Source organism: Microbacterium sp. LMC-P-041, from assembly GCF_030209555.1.
In the GTDB taxonomy this organism is placed as follows: domain Bacteria; phylum Actinomycetota; class Actinomycetes; order Actinomycetales; family Microbacteriaceae; genus Microbacterium.
Map to the genome: position 1 here is coordinate 688,575 of NZ_JARVRV010000004.1, position 21,593 is coordinate 710,167.

Below are 21,593 nucleotides of genomic sequence, written 5' to 3' on the forward strand. Positions count from 1 at the left end.
GTCCAGGAATAATCCCCGACCCTGGTGTGTGGACGGAAGCCGGGCGTAGCTTGAACGGCGGTGCGGCACCGCAGTCGCACCGTGATCATCGGGAGAAGCACATGGGTCGAACACCCCTCCGGATGGCAGCGGCCACCACCCTGGCAACGCTGTTCATCGCATCGACGGCAACCGCAGGCTACGCAGGCACGGAGGAGGTGACAAACCCCACTCCGGTCGACGGCACGCCCGGTCACTACATCGTCGTGCTGAAGTCCGATCCGCTCGCGAGCTACACCGGCGACGTCAACGGGCTCAAGGCCACCAAGCCCGCCGAAGGCGAGCAGCTCGAGACGCAGTCGCAGGATTCGCAGCGCTACGTGCAGCACCTCGAGGCCGAGCAGCAGACGGTCGCGCAGGAGGCGGGAGTCACTCCCGAGATCAGCTACCAGGTCGTGCTCAACGGCTTCAGCGCCGAGCTCACGGGCGCGCAGGTCGACAAGCTGCGTGCGTCGAAGGACGTGTACGACGTCTACCCCGACTTCATCCGTCACCCCGACGCGCAGACCTCGACGGACTTCCTCGGTCTCGGCGATGACAAGAAGGGGCGTGGCGGCGTCTGGCAGCAGACCGGCGGCGTCGACAAGGCCGGCGAGGGCGTGGTCGTGGGTGTCATCGACACGGGCATCGCTCCCGAGCACCCCTCCTTCGAGGGCAAGAAGCTCAAGAAGCAGCCGAAGAACGACAAGCGCCACAAGGGCGGTCAGCCGTACACCGACGGCACCTTCGTCTACTTCGACAAGTCCGACGGCGGCCAGTTCCAGAGCACGATGGTCGAGGCTCAGGAGTGGGACAAGGGCGACTACTCGTCGAAGCTCATCGGAGCCCAGTACTTCTACACCGGCGCCGAGGCGGCCGGATTCGACTTCCAGTACGACTACCTCTCGCCGCGCGACGGCGACGGCCACGGTTCGCACACCGCGAGCACGGCGGCCGGCAACTTCGGCGTGAAGGCCTCGATCGAGGACGTCGACTTCGGCAAGATCTCGGGGGTCGCCCCCGGAGCCAAGGTCGCCGCCTACAAGGCCTGCTACGTCGGGCCCGATGAGGCCGTCACCACCGATGACATCTGCGCGGGCAGCGACCTGATCGCCGCCATCGACCAGGCGGTCGCCGACGGCGTCGACGTGATCAACTACTCGATCGGCGGCGGAGCGGCATCCACCGTGCTCGCCCCCGAGGACATCGCGTTCTTCAACGCGGCGGCAGCCGGCGTCTTCGTCGCCACGAGCGCCGGCAACGACGGTCCCGACTCCGTCACCGCCGACCACGCCTCCCCCTGGTACACCACGGTCGCGGCATCGACGATCCCGACGTGGGAGGGCACCGTGCAGTTCGACGGCTTCGCCCAGGCCGGCGCATCGGTGAGCGTGCCGTTCGGCACGACCGTCACCGGGCCGTCGATCTACGCGGGTGACGCGCCGGCTGCCGGACAGGCTGCCGCCGATGCCGCGCTGTGCCTTCCGGGCACGCTGGATGCGGCGAAGGTCACGGGTCACATCGTGGTCTGCGACCGCGGGGGCAACGCCCGCGCCGAGAAGTCGCAGGTCGTGAAGGATGCCGGTGGCATGGGCGTCGTGCTCGTGAACGTGCCCGGTGGTGCGGACTCGCTCGACAACGACTTCCACGCGGTGCCCACCGTGCACCTCTCGTCCGTGCATCGCGCAGCCGTGCTCGCCTATGTGCAGGGCGGCGCCGATCGCCCGATCACGCTCGTCGGCGAGAACACGACCGGTGTCGTGACCCCGGTGCCGCAGATCGCCGGCTTCTCGAGCCGTGGCCCGATGCTCGCCGACGGCAGCGACATCATGAAGCCCGACATCGCAGCCCCCGGCGTCGCGATCCTCGCGGCCACGCAGAACGGGCCCGGAGAGGCGCCGACCTTCGGCATCCTGTCGGGCACGTCGATGGCGTCACCGCACATCGCCGGTCTCGCGGCGCTGTATCTCGGCGAGCGTCCCAACGCGAAGCCGGCTGAGGTCAAGTCGGCCATGATGACGACCGCCTACGACACGGTGAACCCCGACGGCTCGGCCAACAAGGACCCGTTCCAGCAGGGTGCGGGCCAGGTCGACCCGAAGCGCTACTTCAACCCGGGCCTGCTCTACCTGAACGACGTGCCCGACTGGGCCGCGTTCCTCGAGGGCAAGGGTCTGGCGGAGTTCGACGGCGTCGAGCCGATCGACGGCAGCGACCTGAACATCGCATCGTTCTCGATCGGATCGCTCGCGAGCGCGCAGAGCGTCACCCGCACGGTCACGGCGACCGAGAAGGGCACGTTCACGGCATCCGTCGATCTGCCCGGCGTCGACGTGACCGTCGAGCCCTCGACGCTGAAGTTCACCAAGCCCGGCCAGACCGCGACCTACACGGTCACGTTCGACAACCAGAGCGCTCCCGTCGAGCAGTGGGCGACCGGGTCGCTCACCTGGACGAGCAAGAGCAACTCGGTGCGCTCGCCGATCGCGGTCTTCCCCGTGACGGCCGACGCGCCGGCCGAGGTCGAGGGCACCGGGGTCGAGGGGGCGACCACGGTCGAGATCACCCCCGGCGTCGACGGTGCTCTGGCGCTCGGGCTCTCGGGACTCACGCCGTTCACCCTGCTGGAGGACCCCGACGGCCGTGTCGTCGGACACTCGGGCGATGAGGCGTCGGGCGACGAGAACAAGGACGTGTCGTGGATCGTCGACGTGCCGGAGGGCACGACGCTCTCGCGCTTCGACCTCGACTCGTCGGATGACGCGGGCAGCGACCTCGACCTGACCGTCTACCGGGTCGTGAGCGCCGACGACCTGCGCTACTACGAGCGCTGGCAGTCGGCGACCGGTTCGGCGGATGAGCAGGTCACACTCCCGGCTCCGACGGCGGGCACCTACCTGGTGGTCGCGAACGTCTACTCGACCTCGGCCCCGATGACGTGGGACATGACCTACGCCAACGTGCAGCCCGAGGGCGAAGGGGCGTTCACCGCGACCCCGAACCCGATCGAGGCCGTCCGCGGCCAGGCGACGAGCTACGAGCTGAGCTGGACCGGCCTCACCGCCGGCACCCGGTACCTCGGCCTCGTGCAGTACGGCGAGTCCGCCGTGCGCACGATCGTGACGGTCGACGCGCAGTAGCGATCAGCGCCGGCGCCCCGTGCTCTTCGGAGCGCGGGGCGCCGTCGCGTGCGGTCGCCGCATCGTCGGGGCCGCGTCGAGGCCGCGTCGCGTCGCGCGCGGGGCGCGGTGTCGCAGTCAGAGCCGTCAGATCTTGCGGCCGCGCGGCATCAGCCGCACGTCGGGAAGAGGCGGAGCGGGGATGCGGACGTCGTGCCCTTCGACGACACCGAACCGCGCGGAGGCCGCCTCCCATTCGGTGCGAGCCTCGACGATCTCCTCGTGCGTGCGTCCGGCGAAGTTCCACCACATGACGATCTCGTCCTCGAAGGGCTCGCCGCCGATGAGGAACAGCAGCGCTCCCTGTGCGCTGGACACCTCGACCGAGTCCCTCGAGTCGCCGAGGTACAGCATGTCGTTCGACGACATCCCGTGCGTGGCGACGACGGCATCACCCTCGACGAGCATGAGGCCATGCTCCCATCCCGAACGCAAGGGCAGGTGCAGACGAGCGCCCGCGGGGATCCGGATCTCCGCGCCGACGATCGGGGTGTGCACGGTGGCGGGCGATGAGGTGCCGGCGAACTCGCCGAGGACGACGGTGGCGGTGGCATCCTGACCCTCGTCGGCAGGGAGCGGCAGCTGTGGCAGCTCGGTGTGCCGTTCGAAACCGGCAGCGCCGTGCCGTGCGCTCTCGGGCAGCACCACCCAGAACTGCAGGGCGTCGAGGGGGATCGGATCATCGCCGATCGAGTACTCCGAATGCGAGATGCCGTTGCCGGCGGTCATGAGGTTCAGCTGGCCCCTGCGGAGGTCGGCGTCGCTGCCGACCGAGTCCCGGTGACGGATCTCTCCGACCAGCGGCCAGGTCACGGTCTGCAGACCGATGTGCGGATGCGGTTCGACCCGCATCCTGGTGTCGGCGGGGCCGAACCGGTCGAGGAAGCACCACGCCCCGATGGTCGGGAGGTTGCGATGCGGCAGCACGCGCAGCACGTTCATCCCGCGCACCCCGCCGAGCGGCACCTCGCGTGGCTCGAGCACGATGCGTCGTTCGCCGATCATCACGCCTCCGTCGGAGCAGCGCCGGGCCGCTTGGGCCAGCGGATCTCGGCGCCCGGGATCTCATGCGTCGTCAGGTACTTCGCGATGTACGGGCAGAGCGGCACGATCGCGTCGCGGGATGCCGCGGCATCCGTCAGGGCGCGCTCAGCGAGGATCCCCGCGAGTCCCTGACCCTGGAACGCGGGGTCGATCTCGGTGTGGATGAAGCGGATCGCGCCCGGACGCAGCTCGAACTCGGCGAAGCCCGCGAGCGTCTCATCCGAGTGGATCTCGTAGCGGGAGGCGTCGTCGTTGCGGGTGACGGTGATGTCGGTCATCGGGGCTCCTTCGGGCGTCTGCCACAAACCTACGCCCGCTGAGCGTCCACAGGCGCGGCCGACGTCGGCGGGGGTCGTTACGCTGGAGGGATGCCGCAGACTCCCCGTGACCCGTACGAGGATCTGCCCTACGCCGACGAGCCGTGGGACGGCGCAGGGTGGGAGCCCTCCGAGCCGCCCGAGCCGATGGACTGGGAGCCGCAGGGCGCCGGGTACGAGCCGCCGCTCGACTGGGGCCAGGGCCCCGTGACACCGGTCGGATCGGCGTCCGCGCGGTCATCCGCACGCTCGTCTGCTCCCGGGGTGACGGCGACGGCCGCGCGACAGGCGGCCCCCAGCCGATACGCGACTGCGGCCGAGGCGCTGCACACGGTCTTCGGCTACGACGAGTTCCGCGGCGATCAGGCCGCGATCGTCGATCAGGTCATCTCGGGCGGTGACGCTGTCGTGCTCATGCCCACCGGCGGCGGCAAGAGCGTCACCTATCAGGTGCCCGCACTCGTGCGTGAGGGCACCGGGCTCGTGATCAGTCCGCTCATCGCTCTCATGCACGACCAGGTCGACGCGCTCCGGGCCAACGGCGTCAACGCCGCCTATCTCAACTCGACCCAGGCGATCGAAGAGCGGCGCGAGGTCGAACGGGCGTACGTCGCCGGCGAACTCGACCTCATCTACGTCGCCCCCGAGCGGCTGTCCTCGCCGCAGACGACCGCCCTGCTGCAGCGCGGCACGCTCAGCGTCATCGCGATCGACGAGGCGCACTGCGTGTCGCAGTGGGGTCATGACTTCCGCCCCGACTACCTCGCACTCGGCGATCTGGGCGAGCGGTTCCCCGGTGTACCGCGCATGGCGCTCACGGCCACCGCCACCCGGGCGACGCACAAGGAGCTCACCGAGCGACTGCGTCTCGACGCCGCCCAGCACTACGTGGCCAGCTTCGACCGGCCCAACATCCAGTATCGGATCGTGCCCAAGGTCGATCCGCGCAAGCAGCTCGTCTCGTTCATCCGTGCGCAGCCCGAGGGCTCGGTCGGCATCGTCTACGCGCTGAGCCGGAAGTCCGTCGAGCAGACCGCGACCTATCTCGCCGCTCAGGGCTTCGACGCCCTGCCGTATCACGCCGGTCTTCCGGCCGAGGTGCGGGCGAAGAACCAGTCCCGGTTCCTGCGCGAGGACGGCGTCGTGATGGTCGCGACGATCGCCTTCGGCATGGGAATCGACAAGCCCGATGTGCGCTTCGTCGCTCACATCGACCTGCCGAAGTCCGTCGAGGGCTACTACCAGGAGACCGGTCGCGCGGGCCGTGACGGCGAGCCGTCGATCGCCTGGATGGCGTATGGCCTGGGCGACGTGGTGCAGCAGCGCCGCATGATCGACCAGAGCCCGGGCGATCGCACGTTCAAGATGCGCCTGGGGCAGCACCTCGACGCGATGCTCGCGCTGTGCGAGACGGTCGAGTGCCGCCGCCAGAACCTTCTCGGCTACTTCGGGCAGGACTCGCAGCCGTGCGGCAACTGCGACACGTGCCTCGACGAGACCGAGACCTTCGACGGCCTGATCCCGGCACAGAAGCTGCTCTCGACGATCGTGCGGCTCAAGCGCGAGCGCAATCAGGCCTTCGGAGCCGGGCATCTGATCGACATCCTCCGCGGAGCCTCGACCGAGCGCATCCGTCAGCAGGGGCACGAGAAGCTCGCGACCTATGGAATCGGCGCCGACCTCTCCGACCAGGACTGGCGCAGCGTCGTCCGCCAGCTGCTCGCACGGGGGATCATCGTGGCGCAGGGCGACTACGGCACGCTCGCTCCGGGCGAGCAGTCGGCCGGCGTGCTGAAGGGCGAGACCCCGGTGCCGTTGCGCAAGGACACGATCGGACGCCCCGCTTCGTCGCCGCGGGCACGCAAGGCGAGTGCGGCGGACGCGCTCGATCAGTCCGACCGCCCGCTCTTCGAGTCGCTGCGGGCGTGGCGCGCCGAGACGGCGCGCGAGCAGGGCGTCCCGGCGTACATCGTCTTCGGCGATGCGACGCTGCGTGCGCTCGCCGAGCATCGTCCGGCTTCGCTGGCCGACCTCGACGGGATCACGGGGATCGGCGCCAAGAAGCGGGATGCCTACGGCGAGGGAGTGCTCACCGTCATCGCGGCCGGCTGACGCAGGGCGCCGTTCAGCTCGGCAGCACGTCTTCGAGATGCGCGCGCAGGTGGGCGCCGACGTCGACGGCCCCGCGGTCGTAGAGCCACTGGTACTGCAGGCCGTCCCACAGGGCGATCAGCCAGATCGCCTCGTGCTCGGGGTCGCGGTGCTCGGGCAGATCGCCGTCGATGCGGGCGAGACGGAACAGCTCGGTGAAGTAGTCGATCGCCTGGGAGAACCGCGTGGCGAAGTAGTCGTGCGCAGGGTGCATGGCCGGCACCGCTTCGCAGGAGAGCACCGCGTAGACCTCGATGAGGCCGGGCTCGTCGAGTGCGCTCACCCGTGCTCCGAGCGGGATCGCGCGCAGCGCGTCGGCGGCTCGCTCGGCATGGGTGGACTCGCTGCGCACACGGATCGCGCTGTCGCGCTCGGAGAGCACCGCGCTGAGCAGCAGTTCCTTCGACGGGTAGTGGTGGAGCAGAGTGGACTTCGAGACGCCGACAGCCTGAGCGATGTCCCGAAGACTGGTGTCCCCGTAGCCGTCCTGGGAGAACAGGCGTGAGGCGTCGGCGAGGATCTGCGCGCGGCGGCGCCGTCCCACCTCGTATCCCGGGGAGTCGTCGACGGCGGGCTCTCCGAACACCGGCGGCAGGGGGCCGGCAGCGGTCGGAGAAGGGTCGGGGCTGTCGGCATCCCGCCACCCGTAGGGCAGTGCCCACAGGGCTTCGCGCTCCTCGAGCATCTGCACGACGTCGACCCGGTCAGGCAGATACTGAGAGATCAGCTGCAGCCCGTCCCAGCCCGCGCTGTGACGCACGGACTCGTCCGCGACGTCGCGGTCGGCGCCGATCGTCCCATGCAGCGCCGCATCTTCGAGGACATCCGTGCTGAGGCGGTGCAGGCGTGCATACCGCTGGCGCATTCGCTCGTGCGCCGGGTGTCCGGAGGCGGATGCTTCCCCGGTGAGCGCGGCGAAGAGCTCGAGGTAGCCGGGGGTGCGCGCGTTGCGTCGAGCCACGTCCGCGAAGATCAGTTCACCGGAATCGGATGCCGCAGCGAGCAGGTCGAATGCCCGTTCGTTGTCGTCCTCGAAACCGGCGACGACCTCGGCGAGCAGGTCGTCCTTCGACGCGAAATGTCCGAGCAGCCCCGGATGGCTCACGGATGCCGCGGCGGCGATGTCGCGCAGGGACGTCGAACGGTATCCGTTCGAGACGAAGAGCTCTCGGGCCGCGTCCACGATCCGCTGACGCGTGGCCGCGGCGCGCGCCTGGCGCGAGCCCATCGTGGCTGCTGTCGTCATCCCGTCCACCCTTCCCTCTCATTCTCTCTCATTACCAATCGGTAGACATTCACTTACCAATCGGTCGATATTCCGGTATTGTCATCCTCACGTCGTGTCGCAGATGACCGGCGCACCTTGCCCGAAAGGATCCACCCGTGACAGAGCTGTCATCGGCCGCCACCGCGGCCGCCGTAGGAACGACCGGTTTCAAAGTTCCCGGCACCACCCCGCTGAAGACGCCCCGTGGCTACACCCCCGGACTCGCCGCCGTGAACTTCGGCGTCTACCTCGCCCTGCTCACCCCGGTGATGGTGTCGATGGCCTTCAAGATCCAGCGGCTCGACCCCACCAACACCGAGGCGAGCCTCGGACTGGTGATGGGTGTCGGTGCGGCCTTCGCGCTCGTCGCGAATCCCCTCGTCGGTCGCCTCTCCGACCGCACGACCTCGCGGTGGGGCATGCGTCGCCCCTGGATCCTCGGCGGTGCGATCGTCGGTCTCGGCGGCTTCGCGATCATCGGCGCCGCGACCTCGGTGCTCGTCGTTCTTCTCGCGTGGTGCCTCGTGCAGGCATCCATGAACGCCGTGCTCGCGGCGGCCAACGCGACCCTGCCCGATCAGGTGCCGGTCTCGAGCCGTGGCAAGGTGTCGGGCATCATCGGCATCACGACCCCCATCGGCATCCTCGCCGGCAGCTTCATCGTCAACTTCCTCCCCGGCGACTTCGAGCGCTTCTTCGTCCCCGGTGCCATCGCGCTGATCCTCGTCATCGTGTTCGTGCTCACCCTCAAGGACCGTCGTCTCACCGAGAAGCCCGCCACGCGCTTCACGGTCGGCACGTTCTTCGGCTCGTTCGTGTTCAACCCCCGCAAGCACCCCGACTTCGGATGGACCTGGCTCACGAAGTTCTTCGTGATGTTCGGCTACGCGGGCATCGCCACCTTCCTGCCGCTCTACCTGGTGACCAAGTTCCAGCTCGACGAGCAGGGCGCAGTCGGCACGATCCTGATCGCCAACCTCGCCTCCATGGCCGCGATGGCTATCTCCGCGCCGCTCGGCGGATTCCTCTCCGACAAGATCGGCAAGCGCCGGCCGTTCGTCGCGATCGCCGGCGTCATCATGGTCGTGGGCCTCGTGATCCTCGCGATCGCTCCGTCGATCGCCGTCGTCATCGTCGCTCAGGCCATCATCGGACTCGGTGCCGGGTCGTTCCTGTCGGTCGATCTCGCGCTGGCGACCGAAGTGCTGCCCAACCCCGACGACGTGGCGAAGGACCTCGGCGTGCTCAACATCGCCAACGCCCTTCCCCAGTCGATCGCCCCGGCCATCGCGCCGAGCATCATCGCTCTCGGCGCCGCGACGCCGCTGGGCGGCTACACGACCTGGTACCTCTTCGGAGCGCTCGTCGCACTCGCCGGCGCCGTTCTCGTTTACCGCATCAAGGGAGTCAAGTGACCATGACCGACACCGACGTGACCACTGCCCGACCGTGGCTCGACGCGGCCCTGCCGGTCGATGAGAGAGTGCAGCTCCTCCTCGACGAGATGACCGTCGAGGAGAAGGCCGGACTGTTCTTCCACACGATGATCGCGATCGGAGACCTCGATGAGGCGAACCCGATCTTCGGCACACCGAGCGCCCGCGAGTTCATCGACCTCAAGAACATGACGCACTTCAACCTGCTGGGGGCGGCGCCCACCGGGCGAGAGATAGCCGCCTGGCAGAACGAGCTGCAGCGGCTGGCGGCCTCGACCCGGCTCGGCATCCCGGTCACGCTGTCGACCGACCCGCGGCATTCGTTCAGCGAGAATCCCGGGGCGTCGATCCTCGCCGGACCGTTCTCGCAGTGGCCGGAGACCCTGGGTCTCGCAGCCACCCGTGACCCCGAGCTGGTCGAACGGTTCGCAGATATCGCTCGTCAGGAATATACGGCTGTCGGCCTGCGCGTCGCCCTTCACCCGCAGGTCGACCTCGCCACCGAACCGAGGTGGGCGCGGCAGACGGCGACGTTCGGAGAGGACCCCGAATTGACGGGCATTCTGGGAGCGGCATATATCCGCGGGTTCCAGGGCGACTCGTTCGGTCCCGGATCGGTCTCGACCATGACCAAGCACTTCCCCGGCGGCGGGCCGCAGCTCGACGGCGAGGACCCGCACTTCCCGTACGGGCGGGAGCAGGTGTATCCCGGGGGTGCGTTCGACCTGCACCTCAAGCCCTTCGAGGATGCACTGGCCGCCGGCACGCGTCAGATGATGCCGTACTACGGCATGCCCGTCGGCACCGAGTACGAGGAGGTCGGGTTCGGCTTCAACAGGTCGGTGATCACCGGGCTGCTGCGCGAGCGATTCGGCTTCGACGGCCTGGTGTGCACCGATTGGGGTCTGATCAACGATGCGGAGATCTTCGGCCAGCCGTTCCCTGCCCGCGCCTGGGGCGTGGAGCATCTGACGCCGCGAGAGCGGATGCTCAAGGTGCTCGATGCGGGTGTCGATCAGTTCGGTGGCGAGGACTGCCCCGAACTGCTGCTCGGGCTGGTCGCCGAGGGCTCGGTCTCGGAGGAGAGGCTCGACCTCTCGGCGCGACGGATCCTGCGGGAGAAGTTCGAGCTCGGGCTCTTCGAGAACCCGTTCGTCGACGAGGACGCGGCGGACGAGATCGTCGGCAGCGCGGAGTTCCGCGCCGCGGGAGAGGCGGCCCAGCGGGCCTCCGTGACCGTGCTGACGAACGATGGCTCGCTGCCCTTCGCCCCCGGGATCAAGCTCTACGTCGAGGGGATCGAACCATCCGTCGCAGCCGCGTACGGCGACGTCGTGGCGACCGTCGACGAGGCCGACCTGGCGATCCTCCGTCTCCAGGCGCCGTTCGAGCAGCGCGACACGACCTTCGAGAACTTCTTCCATGCGGGGTCGCTCGAGTTCTCCGACGAGGTGCTCGCGCATGTCGGCGCCATCGCCGGAGCCGTGCCGACCGTGGTCGATGTGCTCGCCGATCGACCGCCCATTCTCGAACCGATCGTGGCCGGTGCGGCGGCCGTCACCGTCAACTGGGGTGTCTCAGGGGCGGCGCTGCTCGATGTGCTGAGTGGCGTCGCGAGCGCGCAGGGCAGGCTCCCGTTCGACCTGCCGAGGTCGATGGCCGCGGTCGTCGCCTCGCGACCCGACGTGCCGTTCGACACCGCTGATCCGCTCTTCCGATTCGGCGACGGGCTCGCTCTGTAGCCCTCGCTTCACGCACTGAACCGCCCCGCAGACCTCGGTCTGCGGGGCGGTTTCGTCGTGTGGCCGGAGTGCGTGTCGCGCCTGCGCGGAGTGCGCTGCACCCCTCCTATTCGTCCTGGCAAAAGCGTCCTCGCCGACAGACCTGTGGGCAGGTCTCAATGGCCGACGACGAAATGTCTCACCTGATGACGTTTCCTGAAAGATCACTGGACAATCGCTGGACTTAACATTCTCGATCCGGCAATACTGTCTGGACATGCGCTCGGTCGGCACCTGTCGACGCCTGGGGAGGGCCTTGTGACGCGGAACATCTGCATCACGGGAGAGGCGAATGGAATTCTTGGAGGGGAAGACTCTGCGGCGACGCAGAGCCATCGGGGGAGGCATCGCCGGCGTGACCGTCGGCGCGATGATCCTTGCGGGTGCACTGGTACCGACGGCGGCGAATGCGCTCGATGACGCGAATCCGAACGATCCGTCGGTCGCGCAGGGACAGATCATCCAGTTGCCGGCCGACCTGCTCGGCGGATTGGACGTCGCCGCACTCGGGCACACGCTGACGAGCAACCCGGCCGCGGTCGGCCCTGAGCTCGGCGGTCTCGACCTCGACGTGCTCGAGGCGCTCAGCATCGACGTGGGCACGCTCAACGTGCCGCTGCTGACCGACGGCACGTCGCCCGGTCTGCTGCAGCTGGGCGATCTGGGGGGCGCGCAGAGCTTCAGCTCCTCACCCACGCAGACCCAGTCGATCGCGTCCTCCGGCGCGATCACCTCCGGTGGTGCGATCGATGCGGGGGCGATCGACGGAAGCGTCAACCCCGCCACCCTCGAACTCACCGATCTCTTCGACCAGCTCAGCGTCGCCGGTCTCACCGACGCCGTCCTCGACGAAGCGTCGGTCGGCATCGGAGCCCTCGCATCGCGGGCGGAGTCGAACGCCGGCGTCGCCGGCTCCGAATACCGCATCGCGGGCCTGGACCTCGACCTGCACAGCAACCTCGTCGCGGGGCTCGCGACCACTCTGGGCACGGCCATCCAGGGCACGGTGACCCCGGTCAGCGACCTCGCCGGTCCCGGCGGAGCGCTCACCGGGCTCGTCACGACCGTGGTCAACACGATCAACGCGATTCCGGATGTGCCCCTCGTCGCCGCCTTCGAGGCGACGGGCGGAACGGTCGCTATCGCCGGCCTCGACACAGTCGGGGCGACGGTCGTCACGGAGCTCCTGACGGAGCCGCTCGAGAACACCACGGGCTCGGTGCTCGTCGACCTGAGCGACGGGACGATCTCGGTCGACCTCGCTCAGATCCTCGTGGAGACGGGCGCAGGAGCCGACCTCAACTCGCTTCCCGCGAACACCCCTGTGCTGTCTGCGACGACGATCGCCGCCATCCAGCAGGGGATCACCTCTGCTCTGACCGGAACGCACCCGAACAGCCTCAACGGCAAGGTCGCGACCATCCTCGACTCCACCCTCGACTCGCTGGCGGTCACGCTCACCGTCGGGGTGGATCTCACCAACCCGCTCACCGGGATCGACCTGGTCTCCGGCGATGTCACGATCGCCGGCTCGCTCGCTCAGTTCGCGGGCACGGCCACGCCGGTTCCGACGGTGACCACCGACATCTCGCTCGCCGGGCTCAACATCGGTGCGCTGCTCAACCCGGTGGTGAGCGCTGTGACCACGGCGGTCACCACGACCACCGGCCCTCTGGTGAACACCGCGCTGACCAGCGTCATCCCGCTCGTCCAGCCGGCCCTCGCAGCGGTCACCGGCCCCGTGCTCTCGACGCTGGACCCCGTGCTGCAGGGCGTGCTGTCCGGCATCGCGACCATCACGATCAACGAGCAGTCCGAGCCGGGAGACATCCCCGGTGACAGCTTCACCGTGCGGGCGCTCGCCATCGATCTGCTCCCGGCTGTGGGCGGAGGGGTCGAACTCGATCTCGCGTCGTCGACCGTCAAGGCAGCGGCGGCGGCAGTCGCGGCTATCGACGCCGCAACCACCGTGCAGGCCGGAACCGATCTTCCGGTCACCGGCTCCGGCTGGCCGGCCAACACCCAGGTGACGATCCAGGTGGCAGCACCGGACGGAACCCCGGTCAACGAATCAGCGCCGGTGACCACCGACGCGTCGGGCAACTTCACCGGCACGGTCTTCATCCCGGCCTCGACCGTGCCCGGCACCGGCTACATCGTCACGGCGACCGACGGCACCAGCACGGCGACGGACACCACCGAGGTGACCGCCGCGGCAGCGATCGATGCGGCACCTGCCGTGCAGGACGGAACCGACCTCGGCGTCTCGGGCACCAACTGGCCCGCGAACACACAGATCTCGGTGCAGCTGACCGCTCCCGGCGGCGGCGCGAACATCGGCGGCCCCGAGCTCGTCACGACGGACGGGTCGGGTGCCTTCGTGCTCGGCTACCCCGTTCCGGCCGGAACTCCTGCGGGAACCGGCTACACGGTCACCGCGACGCTGGGCGCGCAGACGGCGACGGACACCACCGAGGTGACGAACGCTCCGGTCGCCTCGATCGATGCGGCGCCGACCGTTCAGGCAGGCACCGATCTCGCGGTCTCCGGCTCCAACTGGCCGGCGAACACCGAGATCTCGGTGCAGCTGACGGCTCCGGGCGGAGGCGCGGACGTCGGTGGCCCCGAGACGGTCACGACGAACGGCGACGGTGAGTTCACGCTCTCCTACCCGGTGCCCGCATCGGCGACGCCCGGAACGGCGTACACGGTCACCGCGACAGCTGGCGCCGAGACGGCGATCGACACCACCGAGGTGACGGCCGCCGCTGCGGTGGATGCGGCCGACACGGTGCAGGCGGGAACCTCTCTCCCCATCACCGGTGCGAACTGGCCGGCCAACACCGTCGTCGAGGTGCAGCTGACGGACCCGGACGGCGCTGACGTCGGGGGTCCCGAGACGGTCACGACCGATGGCGACGGCGGGTTCACGCTGAACTACCCGGTTCCCGCGTCGGCGACCCCGGGCACGGGGTACACCGTGACCGCGACGGTCGGCGGCCAGACGGCTGAGGACACGACCGAGGTGACCGCCGCGGCAGCGGTGGATGCCGCGGACAGGGTGCAGGCGGGCACGAGCCTTCCCGTCACCGGCACCGGCTGGCCGGCGAACACCGAGGTCTCGGTGCAGCTGACCGCTCCGGGCGGAGCGACCGTCGGCGGTCCTGAGACGGTCACGACCGATGGCGACGGCGGGTTCACGCTCGACTACCCGGTTCCCGCCTCGGCGACGCCGGGCACGGGCTACACGATCACCGCGACCGTCGGCACCCAGACGGCGACCGACACGACGGAGGTGACCGCAGCGGCGACCGTCGACGCGGCCGCGACCGTCGAGGCCGGGGCGGACCTGGCGATCACCGGTGCGGAGTGGCCGGCCGACACCGAGGTCACCGTGCAGCTGACAGCCCCCGGTGGTGCGGTCATCGGCACGCCCCAGACGGTGACGACCGGTGCTCTCGGCGGCTTCGCGATCGACTATCCGGTGCCGGCGGGAACTCCCGCGGGCACGGGATACACGGTCACCGCGAGCGCGGGCACGCAGACAGCCACCGACACGACCGAGGTGACGGCTGCTCCGGTCGTCGTCGACGCGGCCTCGTCGGTTCCGGCAGGCACCAACCTCGCCGTCACCGGCACGGGTTGGCCGGTGAACTCCACCGTGTCGCTGCAGCTCACCGCGCCAGGCGGGGGAGCGGACATCGGAGGCCCGGTCATCGCGACCACTGACGAGTTCGGTGCGTTCACGGAGAACTACCCGGTTCCGGCTGATGCCGAGCCCGGCGCGGGCTACCTGCTCACCGCGACATCCGGCGCGTCCAGCGACACGGACACCACCGAGGTGACCGCGGGCGACCCGGGTGACGTCAACACCAACGCGGCTGCATCGGCATCCGCTTCGGCTGACGCGACCGCAGACGGCGACCCGTCGGCGCAGGCGGCGGCTGAGGCCGCGGCCCTCGCAGACGCGACGTCGGCGGCCTCAGCGGCGGCGACCTCGGACGCCACCTCGGCGGCGGATGCGGCGGCGACGCCGGATGCCTCGTCGGCCGCGACGACCGATGTCACGTCGACGGCCAACGCCTCGGCGGCAGTTGCTGCGCAGGCGGCGGCTCAGGCCGACGCGTCGGATGACGTGAACGCGGATGCATCGACGGCGGCGGAGTCGAACTCGGCGTCGTCGTCGGAGTCGGCGGCCATCGCCGACTCGTCGACGGATGCCTCGTCCGAGGCTGCGGCCAACACGAACGCGGCGGCGTCGGCATCCGCGTCGGCGAACGCCGATGCATCGACCGACGCGATCGCTGAAGCGGCCGCGCAGGCGGCGGCGTTCGCGGATGCCACGGCAGAGGGATCGGCTGCGGCTGACCCGACGGCTGAGGCTGCGGCGGAGTCGGCGGCGACGGCGACATCGTCCACGGCAGCCACGGCGGACGCCACCTCGGAGGCGAACGCCGGTGCGGCGGTAGCGGCTCAGGCTGCGGCGCTGGCCGACGCGACGACGGATACCGCGGCTGAGGCCTCGGCGACATCGGACGCCTCGACGAGCGCAGCATCGAACTCGAGCGCGGCGGCGATCGCCAGTGCATCGACCGACGCCTCTTCCGATGCAGTCGCCACGGCCGATGCCTCGGCTGCGGCCGACCCGTCGGCTGAGGTCGACACCAACGCCTCGGCATCCGCTGCGGCGTCGGCTCAGGCTGATGACGACAGCAACGCGGCAGCTCAGGCGGCGGCTGTCGCTGCGGCTCTGGCCGATGCGACGAGTTCCGCTTCGGCGGCGGCTGACGTGACGGCTGATGCGGCCGCGTCTGCGGCGGCGACGGACGACGCATCCACGGACGCGTCGACCACGGCCACGACGGATGTGGACGCGTCTGCTGCAGCGGCCGCTCAGGCGGCGGCGCAGAACGATGCGACCTCGACGAGTGCGGCTGACGCGTCCGCGGCGGCAGATGCCGATCCGAACGCGTCGGCGGCCGCGGCGGCCAACGCCTCGTCGTCGGCCACGGCGTCCGCGACGGCGGCGGCTGATGCTTCCGCTGAGGCAGAGGTCGAGGCATCCGCTGCGACCACGGCTGACGCTGCGGCTACGGCTGATGCCTCGGCTGCGGCCGACCCGTCGGCTGAGGTCGACACCAACGCCTCGGCATCCGCTGCGGCGTCGGCTCAGGCTGATGACGACAGCAACGCGGCGGCTCAGGCGGCGGCTGTCGCTGCGGCTCTGGCCGATGCGACGAGTTCCGCTTCGGCGGCGGCTGACGTGACGGCTGATGCGGCCGCGTCTGCGGCGGCGACGGACGACGCATCCACGGATGCCTCGGCCACGGCCACGACGGATGCGAACGCGTCGGCCGCCTCCGCGGCAGCGGCGCAGGCGTCGGCGCAGAACGACGCGACCTCGACGAGTGCGGCTGACGCATCGGCTTCGGCTGACGCTGATCCGACCGCGTCGGCGGCCGCGGCGGCCAACGCCTCGTCGTCGGCCACGGCGTCCGCGTCGGCGGCGGCTGATGCCTCCGCTGAGGCTGCTGCCGAGGCATCCGCCTCGGCGACTGCTGAGGCCTCGGCGTCTGCAGACGCGGCAGCCGACCCGACCGGACCGATCGCCATCACGATCAAGGTCCCGGTTCTGGAGCGCGGTGAGAAGCAGACGGCGGTCGGCACCGGGTTCCAGCCCGGCGAGTCCGTCACCGGTGTGATGACGTCCGAGCCGATCGCACTGGGCACCCAGGTCGCCGATGCGCAGGGCACGGTCACCTTCACCTGGACGATCCCCTCCGGCACCGACCTCGGAACCCACGCCGTGACACTGACCGGAGCGACCTCCGGCAGCGTGTCGGCCTCGTTCCAGGTCGTGGCCACGGGCCTCGCCACCACCGGTGGTGAGATCCAGGGCGGGTGGATCGCGCTGGCGGCTCTGCTGCTGATGCTCGGACTCGGGATGACGAGGGTCGCGCGTTCCAGACGGCCGCTCGTCCAGACGGAGTAACGCAGTGCAGGAACGCTGAGAGGTCGGGGCCGTCGCTGCGGCGGCCCCGACCTTCAGCGGTGAGAAGGATGTGGATGGGCACGATGACTGAGACCTCACGCGAAGTGCAGGATGCGGCGGTCGCCGCGACCGCCCCTCGACCGCGCCCGACCTGGTGGGTGAAGCTCATCGCGTTCGCCGCGTGTCTGCTCACCCTGTGGCACGTGGGGGCGTCGTTCCTGTGGATCGCTCCGTACTCGGCGCTCCGCGAGATCCCCACGCAAGAAGTCCTCGCCGGGTACATGCTGCCGATGTTCGGTCAGTCGTGGAGCGTCTTCGCGCCCGAGCCCATCAACGGCGACTACCACTTCAACGTGCGTGCCGTCATCGAGAAGGACGGTGAGGAGATCGAGACCGGGTGGGTGAGCGCCACCGACGTCGAGCTCTCGATGATCCGCTACAACCTCTTCCCGCCCCGAGCGGGGATCCAGTCGAGCGAGGTCGCGAGCGGCCAGATGAACGCCTACAACAAGCTGGACGACGACCAGAAGGCCGTCGTCGGGCTCGACTTCGCCGAGGATGGCTGGGAGGAGTGGATGGTGCGCTCCTTCGACGAACTCGAGGGCGACAACCCGTCGACCGACGCGTACATGGCGGAAGAGCACCTCTCCACCGCCTACGCCACCCAGGTGGCCTATGCGATCTGGGGCGCCGACTCCGTCATCAAGGTCCAGTACCGCGTGAGCCGCCAGAACGTGGTGCCCTATGCGGATCGCAACGATCCGAGCGCGCAGCGCCCCGACCCCACGTTCTCGACCACCGGGTGGCGCCTGCCTATAGAAGAGGAAGGGCAGAGTCGCGAGAACTTCGCGAACACCTTCCGCGCCCAGTTCGAGAGGATCCAGCCGTGAGCGCGCCCACCAAGACCGCGCCCCAGACGAACGGCGCCGCGAACCGGGACCGGAAGAAGGATGCTGCCGGGCGGTCGACCGTGACGGCGCCCGCTCCGGCATCCGCTCCACCCGCCTCTGCCCCCGAGCCTTCGCCGCCGCGCATGCCCGCGCCTTCGGGTGCGCCTGCCGCCCCGCCTCCCCGGTCTTTCGTGACCCGCCTGCTGAGCTTCGCCTCGTCGATGATCGGCGGACTGTGGTCGATGGTCCTCTCGGCGATCGACCGGATCTCCGCGTTCGTGGGGGACTGGCTCTTCAACGGCAAGAAGGCCCTCTACGGTCTCGCGGTCACCCGCATCCTCTTCGGCATCACGGCGATCGGCCTGCTCGCGTCGAACTTCAGCACTCGTCTCTATACGTTCGGCTCGGGGTCGGCGTGGAACGGCGAACTCGCCGAACCCGTCAGCGAGTTCCCGAAGATCTGGATCTTCAGCGCGTTCCATGCCGCGATGGGCAATGACGCGCTCTACACCGCCCTCTATCTGCTGCTCGGCGTGCTGGCGGTGCTGTTCGTCCTCGGCTGGCGTTTCCGGATCGTCCTCCCGGTGTTCTTCTGCCTCTGGGTCGGGTTCATCGAGGCGAACGACATGGTGGGCGATCAGGGCGACAACATGTTCCGCATCGCGCTGCTCCTGCTGTTCTTCGCCGACCCGGCCGCTCGCTGGTCGGTCGATGCCAGACGTCGCGCCAAGAAGGGCGAGTGGTTCGCTCCGGGAAGCCAGCCCGCCCTCCTGGGAACGGTCTTCCACAATCTGGCCCTCGTGGCGCTGACCGCGCAGGTGTGCTTCGTGTACGCATCGGGTGCTCTCTACAAGGCGGGAGGTGCGCCCTGGGAAGAGGGTTACGCGGTGTACAACCCTCTGCAGACCGCTCGGTTCGGCACGTGGCCGGTGCTGAGCGACCTGGTCACGACCTGGGGCCCGATGGTCGTCGCGGCGACCTGGGGTTCGATCATCCTGCAGGTGGCGTTCCCGCTGATGCTGCTCACGCGGCCCACTCGGCTGATCGGCCTCATCGGCATCCTCTCCTTCCACATCGGCATCGGCGTGCTGATGGGGCTGCCGTGGTTCTCGCTGACGATGATCGCGATCGACTCGATCTTCATCCGCGATCGGACGTGGGCGCGGTTGAGCGAAGGGACGAGACGGCGGTGGGAGCAGGCGCAGACCGCGCCTCCCGCGCCCGCACGCGTCGAGGCCTGAGACTGCGGCTGGGCTGAGACTGTGGTCTGACGACAATCCGACCGGGCGCCGTCCCGGGAGCTTGTTGGAGGATGCGCACACAGCAGTTCGCTCCTGGTTGTGGCAGACCTACCATGGGAGTATCCCTACTTCCCTCTGAGAGGAACGCTCATGGTCGACGCCGCCGTCCGTCCGAAGACGACTCGCCCGCACACCGACAGCGCAGATGCGAACCTGCGGTTCGATGTCGCCCGGGTCACCGATCTGCTGATGGGCACCTGGGCCGACACGCGCCGCGAGGCGCGCGAACTGATCAAGGATTCGGCGTTCTGGCGCGATGACGCGCTGAGCAAGGACGAGCACCGCGAGCGCGTGCTCAGCCAGCTGCACCTGCTCGTCGAGAACAAGGCAGTGCACCGGGCGTTCCCGACCGCACTCGGCGGAGAAGACAACAACGGCGGCAACATCGCCGGCTTCGAGGAGCTCGTCGTCGCCGATCCGAGTCTGCAGATCAAGTCGGGAGTGCAGTGGGGGCTGTTCGGCTCCGCCATCCTGCAGCTCGGCACCGCCGAGCACCACGAGAAGTGGCTGCCCGGTGTCATGGATCTCTCGATCCCCGGCGCCTTCGCGATGACCGAGATCGGGCACGGCTCCGACGTGGCAGCGGTCGGCACCACCGCTACGTACGACCCGAGCACCGAGGAGTTCGTGATCAACACGCCGTTCCGCGGCGCGACGAAGGAGTACCTCGGCAACGCGGCGCTGCACGGCGTGGCGGCGACGGTGTTCGCTCAGCTGATCACGAACGGCGTGAACCACGGGGTGCACTGCTTCTACGTGCCGCTGCGCGGCGAAGACGGCGTCGATCTTCCCGGCATCGGTCGTGAGGATGACGGACTCAAGGGCGGACTCAACGGCATCGACAACGGCCGCCTCAGCTTCGACCACATCCGCATCCCCCGCACGAACCTGCTGAACAAGTACGGCGATGTGGCGGCCGACGGCACGTACTCGAGCGCGATCGACAGCCCCGGTCGCCGCTTCTTCACGATGCTCGGCACGCTGGTGCAGGGACGGGTCTCGCTCGACGGCGCCGCGTCGTGGGCTTCGGCTCTCGGGCTGAAGATCGCGATCACCTACGCGACGCAGCGCCGCCAGTTCGACGGAGCAGACGGCCAGGAGGTCGTGCTCATGGACTACGGCAAGCACCAGCGCCGCCTGCTGCCGCGCCTGGCGACGACCTACGCGCAGATCTTCGCGCACGACGAGTTCCTGCAGAAGTTCGACGGCGTGTTCTCCGGCCGCATCGACACCCCTGATGACCGTGAGGACCTCGAGACCCTGGCGGCAGCCCTCAAGCCGCTGTCGACCTGGCACGCGCTCGACACCCTCCAGGAGGCTCGCGAGGCCTGCGGCGGAGCGGGCTTCATGTTCGAGAACCGTCTCGTGGGACTTCGCGCCGACCTCGACATCTATGTCACTTTCGAGGGCGACAACAATGTGCTCCTTCAGCTGGTCGGCAAGCGGCTGCTCACCGACTACGCCAAGCAGTTCACCGGCAAGGATGCTGCGGCCCTGGCCAAGTTCGCCGTAGGCATGACCGCCGGCAAGCTGTTCCACGGCGCAGGCCTTCGTCAGTTCGGCCAGTCGGTCGTCGACCTCGGTCAGGTCTCGCGTTCGGTCGAGAACGGTCTGCGTGAGGAGCAGCAGCACCAGCTGCTCGCCGAGCGCGTGCAGCAGATGGTCGCCGACATCGCCGGCCGGCTGCGTCCGGCGGGCAAGGACAAGGCCCTCGGCGCGAAGCTGTTCAACGAGAATCAGGCCGAGCTGATCGAGGCGGCCCGTGCGCACGGTGAGCTGCTGCAGTGGGAGGCGTTCACGGATGCCGTCCACCGCGTCGACGACGCCGACACCAAGAAGGTGCTCACGTGGCTGCGCGACCTCTTCGGTCTGCAGCTCATCGAGAAGCACCTCGCCTGGCACCTCATCCACGGGCGTCTCTCGACGCAGCGCGCCGCCGCGGTCTCGCGATACATCGACCGTCTGTGCGCCAGGCTCCGTCCGTACGCACTCGACCTGGTCGACGCGTTCGGCTACGAGCCGGAGCACGTCCGGGCGCCCATCGCCTCCGGCGCCGAGCGCGTGCGGCAGGACGAGGCTCGGGAGTACTACGCGGCGCTCGCGGCATCCGGTGACGCCCCTGTGCTGGAGAAGGCGCTCAAGAAGAACGCGAAGCGCTGAGGTTTCCTCGTCGCTCCGCTGACGAAGGCCGGGATCAGTGGTCCCGGCCTTCGTCGT

The 21,593-nt window shown here is 69.2% G+C and carries 11 protein-coding genes; 8 read left to right on the plus strand and 3 right to left on the minus strand.

Going from position 1 to position 21,593, the window contains the following annotated elements; all coding sequences use genetic code 11:
* Positions 1-101 precede the first annotated feature (101 nt).
* Positions 102-3,158 carry a S8 family peptidase gene (locus QRN21_RS09805; RefSeq protein ID WP_285363852.1) on the plus strand — a complete coding sequence of 1,019 codons (3,057 nt, stop codon included), beginning with the start codon at positions 102-104 and terminating at the stop codon, positions 3,156-3,158.
* Positions 3,159-3,284: 126 nt separating this feature from the next.
* On the opposite strand, the gene QRN21_RS09810 is transcribed toward QRN21_RS09805, so the two are convergent.
* Both QRN21_RS09810 and QRN21_RS09815 read right to left on the minus strand, forming a co-directional pair.
* A complete protein-coding gene (locus tag QRN21_RS09810) occupies positions 3,285-4,202 on the minus strand; it encodes a pirin family protein (protein WP_053098645.1) in 918 nt (305 codons plus the stop codon).
* A complete protein-coding gene (locus tag QRN21_RS09815) occupies positions 4,202-4,519 on the minus strand; it encodes a GNAT family N-acetyltransferase (protein WP_187248901.1) in 318 nt (105 codons plus the stop codon). The genes QRN21_RS09810 and QRN21_RS09815 overlap by 1 nt, the downstream gene beginning before the upstream one ends.
* Positions 4,520-4,609: 90 nt before the next feature.
* Here QRN21_RS09815 and recQ point away from each other — a divergent pair, with 90 nt between their 5' ends.
* Positions 4,610-6,670 carry a DNA helicase RecQ gene (recQ, locus tag QRN21_RS09820; RefSeq protein WP_285363855.1) on the plus strand — a complete coding sequence of 687 codons (2,061 nt, stop codon included), beginning with the start codon at positions 4,610-4,612 and terminating at the stop codon, positions 6,668-6,670.
* A 13-nt stretch (positions 6,671-6,683) separates the two neighbouring features.
* On the opposite strand, the gene QRN21_RS09825 is transcribed toward recQ, so the two are convergent.
* Positions 6,684-7,955: a TetR/AcrR family transcriptional regulator gene (locus QRN21_RS09825; protein ID WP_285363857.1), complete on the minus strand. Its 1,272-nt coding sequence runs from the start codon at positions 7,953-7,955 to the stop codon at positions 6,684-6,686.
* 137 nt (positions 7,956-8,092) lie between these two features.
* Between QRN21_RS09825 and QRN21_RS09830 the strand changes: the two genes are divergently transcribed.
* The 6 genes from QRN21_RS09830 to QRN21_RS09855 all read left to right on the plus strand — a co-directional run bounded on the left by QRN21_RS09830 (position 8,093) and on the right by QRN21_RS09855 (position 21,536).
* Entirely contained in the window at positions 8,093-9,391 is a 1,299-nt protein-coding gene (locus QRN21_RS09830; RefSeq protein WP_056276597.1) for an MFS transporter, read from the plus strand.
* Between the two features lie 2 nt (positions 9,392-9,393).
* A complete protein-coding gene (locus tag QRN21_RS09835) occupies positions 9,394-11,154 on the plus strand; it encodes a glycoside hydrolase family 3 protein (protein WP_285363860.1) in 1,761 nt (586 codons plus the stop codon).
* A gap of 331 nt (positions 11,155-11,485) precedes the next feature.
* Entirely contained in the window at positions 11,486-17,185 is a 5,700-nt protein-coding gene (locus tag QRN21_RS09840) for a choice-of-anchor G family protein (protein ID WP_285363862.1), read from the plus strand.
* Between the two features lie 83 nt (positions 17,186-17,268).
* Complete coding sequence (locus tag QRN21_RS09845; RefSeq protein WP_285363863.1) at positions 17,269-18,075, plus strand: DUF5819 family protein; 807 nt, start codon at positions 17,269-17,271, stop codon at positions 18,073-18,075.
* Positions 18,072-19,316: an HTTM domain-containing protein gene (locus QRN21_RS09850; protein ID WP_285363864.1), complete on the plus strand. Its 1,245-nt coding sequence runs from the start codon at positions 18,072-18,074 to the stop codon at positions 19,314-19,316. Before QRN21_RS09845 ends, QRN21_RS09850 begins: the two co-directional genes overlap by 4 nt.
* A gap of 150 nt (positions 19,317-19,466) precedes the next feature.
* On the plus strand, positions 19,467-21,536 hold the full coding sequence (locus tag QRN21_RS09855; RefSeq protein ID WP_056276610.1) for an acyl-CoA dehydrogenase family protein: 2,070 nt from the start codon (positions 19,467-19,469) through the stop codon (positions 21,534-21,536).
* The last annotated feature ends 57 nt before the right edge of the window (positions 21,537-21,593 follow it).

Excerpts from the sequence above, each read along its gene's own strand:
- QRN21_RS09805 (WP_285363852.1), top strand. The coding sequence starts at position 102 with ATGGGTCGAACACCCCTCCGGATGGCAGCGGCCACCACCCTGGCAACG.
- recQ (WP_285363855.1), top strand. The coding sequence starts at position 4,610 with ATGCCGCAGACTCCCCGTGACCCGTACGAGGATCTGCCCTACGCCGAC.
- QRN21_RS09810 (WP_053098645.1), bottom strand. The coding sequence starts at position 4,202 with ATGATCGGCGAACGACGCATCGTGCTCGAGCCACGCGAGGTGCCGCTC.
- QRN21_RS09855 (WP_056276610.1), top strand. The coding sequence starts at position 19,467 with ATGGTCGACGCCGCCGTCCGTCCGAAGACGACTCGCCCGCACACCGAC.
- QRN21_RS09835 (WP_285363860.1), top strand. The coding sequence starts at position 9,394 with ATGACCGACACCGACGTGACCACTGCCCGACCGTGGCTCGACGCGGCC.
- QRN21_RS09815 (WP_187248901.1), bottom strand. The coding sequence starts at position 4,519 with ATGACCGACATCACCGTCACCCGCAACGACGACGCCTCCCGCTACGAG.
- QRN21_RS09840 (WP_285363862.1), top strand. The coding sequence starts at position 11,486 with ATGGAATTCTTGGAGGGGAAGACTCTGCGGCGACGCAGAGCCATCGGG.
- QRN21_RS09845 (WP_285363863.1), top strand. The coding sequence starts at position 17,269 with ATGACTGAGACCTCACGCGAAGTGCAGGATGCGGCGGTCGCCGCGACC.
- QRN21_RS09825 (WP_285363857.1), bottom strand. The coding sequence starts at position 7,955 with ATGACGACAGCAGCCACGATGGGCTCGCGCCAGGCGCGCGCCGCGGCC.